At 31.4% G+C, this 4,146-nt stretch carries 4 protein-coding genes; 3 read left to right on the top strand and 1 reads right to left on the bottom strand.

Features of this window, described 5'->3' with window-relative positions; translation table 11 throughout:
* Positions 1-169 precede the first annotated feature (169 nt).
* Together aroQ and Q0842_RS15955 are read left to right on the top strand one after the other, a co-directional pair.
* On the top strand, positions 170-586 hold the full coding sequence (gene aroQ / locus Q0842_RS15950; RefSeq protein WP_298500476.1) for a type II 3-dehydroquinate dehydratase: 417 nt from the start codon (positions 170-172) through the stop codon (positions 584-586).
* 133 nt (positions 587-719) lie between these two features.
* Positions 720-1,241, top strand: a complete 522-nt coding sequence (locus Q0842_RS15955) for an outer membrane beta-barrel protein (protein ID WP_298500478.1) — start codon at positions 720-722, stop codon at positions 1,239-1,241.
* Between the two features lie 55 nt (positions 1,242-1,296).
* Here Q0842_RS15955 and lpdA read toward each other — a convergent pair whose 3' ends face one another.
* Positions 1,297-2,673 carry a dihydrolipoyl dehydrogenase gene (lpdA, locus tag Q0842_RS15960; RefSeq protein WP_298500480.1) on the bottom strand — a complete coding sequence of 459 codons (1,377 nt, stop codon included), beginning with the start codon at positions 2,671-2,673 and terminating at the stop codon, positions 1,297-1,299.
* Positions 2,674-2,848: 175 nt separating this feature from the next.
* On the opposite strand from lpdA, the gene Q0842_RS15965 reads away from it, so the two are divergent.
* On the top strand, positions 2,849-4,132 hold the full coding sequence (locus Q0842_RS15965; RefSeq protein WP_298500482.1) for an NAD(P)/FAD-dependent oxidoreductase: 1,284 nt from the start codon (positions 2,849-2,851) through the stop codon (positions 4,130-4,132).
* The last annotated feature ends 14 nt before the right edge of the window (positions 4,133-4,146 follow it).

The following is a 4,146-nucleotide window of genomic DNA, read 5'->3' on the forward strand; positions in this document are numbered from 1 at the left end:
GTAAAGCTATGGATTTAGTTTTATCATTTAGAGGAGTAAGTCGTAATGGAGAGCCTTTTGATGTGCTAAATTTAGGAATAGAATTCGAATTGTAAAATTTTAAGTAAAATTTGATAGGGGAAGTAAAACAGCTTTCCTTCTTATACTTAATTTTTAATATATTTACTTTATGAAAAAACTAATCATAATCAATGGACCTAACTTAAATTTGTTAGGTAAACGAGAACCTAATATTTATGGAAGTTTATCTTTTACTGATTTTTTGGAAAAAGTAAAAGAAAAATATCCTGAAGTAGATATCGATTATTACCAGTCAAACATAGAAGGTGAGTTGATTGATAAACTACACGAAGTTGGTTTTAGCTACGATGGTATTATTTTAAATGCTGCTGCTTATACTCATACATCTGTAGGTATTGGTGATGCCATTAAAGCTATTGAAACGCCTGTTGTTGAAGTTCATATTTCTAATACATTTAATAGAGAAGAATTTAGACATCAGTCTTTTATATCACCTAATGCAAGAGGTGTAATACTTGGTTTTGGTTTACAGAGTTATGAGTTGGCTATTCAGAGTTTTATTTAATAATCTGTTCTTTTTTTTAAGAATTTTCACATAAATTTAACCTCATATTTTGTTAAGGTTGTGATTTGTTTGTGAGAATTTAACATCTCTTCAAATTAGTTTTGTTTCTTATTAATTTAAAAATCAATTAATTATGAAACATGGTTTACTTATTACATTTTTTTTATTATCAATTTTTAAATGTGTTTATGCGCAAGAAACTGACCCCAAAAAAACAAAATTTGGGTTAAAATTAGGAACTATTGTCTCTTACGGTCGTGATGGTCAGGATTTAAATGATTCAAATCTTTTTGGTGGTTTTTTTGTTGAAAGAACAATATCTGATGAATTTGATATTCAAGCTGAATTATTATACACTAGAGCTTATGGAGTATCAATAATAGAACTACCTATACTCTTAAAGTACAATTTTAGTAAAAAAATCGGAGCATATTTTGGAGGAGAATTTAACTATATACCAAATGACAGGAATGCTGTAACATTTATAGAGAAACCATTTGGAATAGGAGCGAATTTTGGAGTTCAGTATAACATAAATAAAAATTGGTTTTTAGATGCCAGATATTCTTATGGTTATTCAAACCAAATAAGAGTTTTTAATTACCTAACAGGATCAAAGCAATCTTATAGTTTGAATGTGGGTTATAAATTTTAGGCAAAAAAAAGTTCCAGTAAAACTGGAACTTTTTTATATAATAACCTAAGTAGTCTTATAAATGTATTACCTCATCATAAGCAGCTGCAACTGCTTCCATAACCGCTTCACTCATTGTTGGGTGCGGATGAATCGTTTTTAATACTTCATGTCCTGTAGTTTCTAGTTTTCTTCCTAAAACAGCTTCTGCAATCATATCTGTAACACCAGCACCAATCATGTGGCATCCTAACCATTCACCATACTTGGCATCAAAAATAACTTTTACAAAACCTTCTTTGTTTCCTCCAGCACTAGCTTTACCAGATGCAGAGAAAGGGAATTTACCAACTTTAATATCTAATCCTTTATCCTTTGCTTGCTTTTCAGTTAATCCAACCGATGCAATTTCAGGAGAGCAATATGTACAACCTGGAATATTTCCGTAGTCAATAGGCTCAACATGATGTCCTGCTAGTTTTTCAACACATAGAATTCCTTCTGCAGAAGCAACGTGAGCTAAAGCTTGACCTGGGGTAACATCTCCAATAGCATAATAACCAGGAATATTTGTTTGGTAAAAATCGTTTACAATTATTTTGTCTCTGTCAACAACAATACCAACATCTTCTAAACCAATATTTTCGATATTAGATTTTATACCAACGGCACTTAAAATAATATCAGCTTCAAGAATTTCTTCACCTTTACTAGTTTTAACTGTAGCTTTAACGCCTTTACCAGAAGTGTCAACAGATGTTACTTCAGCAGAAGTCATAATCTTAATTCCAGACTTGGTAAAAGAGCGTTCTAATTGTTTAGAAACATCATCATCTTCAACAGGAACAATTTTAGGTAAATATTCTACAATTGTTACGTCTGTTCCTATAGAATTATAGAAATAAGCAAACTCAACACCTATAGCACCTGAACCAACCACAATCATTTTCTTAGGTTGTTTCTTTAAAGTCATAGCCTGTCTGTAACCAATTACCTTTTCACCATCTTGTGGTAAACTTGGTAACTCACGAGAGCGAGCTCCTGTAGCTATAATAATATTGTCGGCACTATATTCAGTTCCATCAACTTCAACTTTTTTGCCTGGTTTAATTTTACCGTAACCTTCAATAACGTCAATTTTATTTTTTTTCATTAAAAATTGAACACCTTTACTCATGCCATCTGCAACACCACGGCTTCGTTTAACAACAGCATCAAAATCATGATCTGCATCTTTAACTTTTAAACCATAGTCCTCGGCATGTTTTAAGTATTCAAAAACTTGTGCAGATTTTAATAATGCTTTTGTTGGAATACAACCCCAATTCAAGCAAACTCCACCTAGATTTTCTTTTTCAACAATAGCGGTTTTGAAACCCAATTGTGATGCTCTAATAGCTGTTACATAACCACCAGGACCACTTCCAAGAACAATAATATCGTATTTACTCATTTGTTATAGTTTAAGCGGCTAATTTACAAAATCGATTTTTAAAAAAGAATTTAGATCCTTATAAATCGAAAAAAAAGAATTGTTATTTAATTACAAGGTGTTTGTATTATTGTAATAAGTTAAAATATGACATTTTATGGTTGTTTTACTACCTTTGTAACGCAAGTTTTAATTTATGAACATACCTAGAACGAGTTTTCCTCGAATTGTAATTATTGGTGGTGGTTTTGCTGGCATAGCATTAGCAAAAAAATTATCAAAACAAGAAGTGCAAGTAGTGCTTTTAGATAAACATAATTATCATACATTTCAACCTTTATTATATCAAGTTTCTACAGGAGGATTAGAGCCCGATTCTATCGCGTATCCCATAAGAAAAGTATTAAAAGATTTTCCTAATTTTTATTTTAGATTAGCCGAAGTTCAAGAAATTAATACTAACAAAAACAAGTTAAAGACAAATATTGGAGATTTAAAGTTTGATTATTTGGTTGTTGCATCTGGCTCAACAACTAATTTTTTTGGAAATAAGGAGGTTGAAAAACATAGTATGGCCATGAAAACGGTGCCTCAATCTTTAAATCTAAGGAGTTTAATTCTTGAAAACTTTGAAGAAGCACTACTAACATCAGACTTAAATGAGCGTAACGCTTTAATGAATTTTGTAATTGTAGGTGGCGGACCAACAGGAGTAGAGTTAGCTGGTGCATTGGCAGAAATTAAAAAAGGAATTCTTCCAAAAGATTATCCTGATTTAGATACCCGTTTAGCACAAATTCATATTATTCAATCTAGTGGATGTATTCTGAAAGGAATGAGCGAAAAAGCATCTGCTAAAGCAGAAGATTTTTTAGAAAAACTAGGTGTTAATGTTTGGAAAAATGTTCGCGTAACTAATTACGACGGTAAAACTGTTACAACAAATTCTGATTTAACCTTCGAAACGGCTACCGTAGTTTGGGCAGCAGGAGTAAAAGGTGCAACTATAAAAGGGCTTGATACACAAGAATTTGTAACTCGAGGTAATAGAATATTGGTTAATGAGTTTAATCAAGTAAAAGGGTTTAAACATATATTTGCTATTGGTGACATTGCGTGTTTGGTTAGTGATGAGTTTCCTCATGGGTTCCCAATGATGGCGCAACCAGCAATACAACAAGGCGATCAATTAGGTGATAATATTTTGAATTTTATTGAAGAAAAACCAATGACTCCTTTTAAGTATAAAGATAAAGGTGCTATGGCAACTATTGGAAGAAATAAAGCTGTTGTAGATTTAAAGAACTTCAAATTTCAAGGTGTTTTTGCTTGGTATGTTTGGATGTTTGTTCATTTATTTTTTCTTATTGGTTTCAGAAATCGAATGGTTGTATTTGTAAATTGGGTTTATAATTATATTAGATTTGATAGAGAGGCACGATTAATCATTCGTCCGTTTAAAAACAAGATAAAAGAATAATACAGTAATATAGT

Origin of the sequence: uncultured Algibacter sp. (genome assembly GCF_947495675.1) — a bacterium.
Taxonomy (GTDB): Bacteria; Bacteroidota; Bacteroidia; order Flavobacteriales; family Flavobacteriaceae; genus Algibacter_B.

What these genes read in the sequence shown, in the direction of transcription:
- Q0842_RS15965 (WP_298500482.1), top strand. Translation starts at nt 2,849, where the DNA reads ATGAACATACCTAGAACGAGTTTTCCTCGAATTGTAATTATTGGTGGT.
- lpdA (WP_298500480.1), bottom strand. Translation starts at nt 2,673, where the DNA reads ATGAGTAAATACGATATTATTGTTCTTGGAAGTGGTCCTGGTGGTTAT.
- aroQ (WP_298500476.1), top strand. Translation starts at nt 170, where the DNA reads ATGAAAAAACTAATCATAATCAATGGACCTAACTTAAATTTGTTAGGT.
- Q0842_RS15955 (WP_298500478.1), top strand. Translation starts at nt 720, where the DNA reads ATGAAACATGGTTTACTTATTACATTTTTTTTATTATCAATTTTTAAA.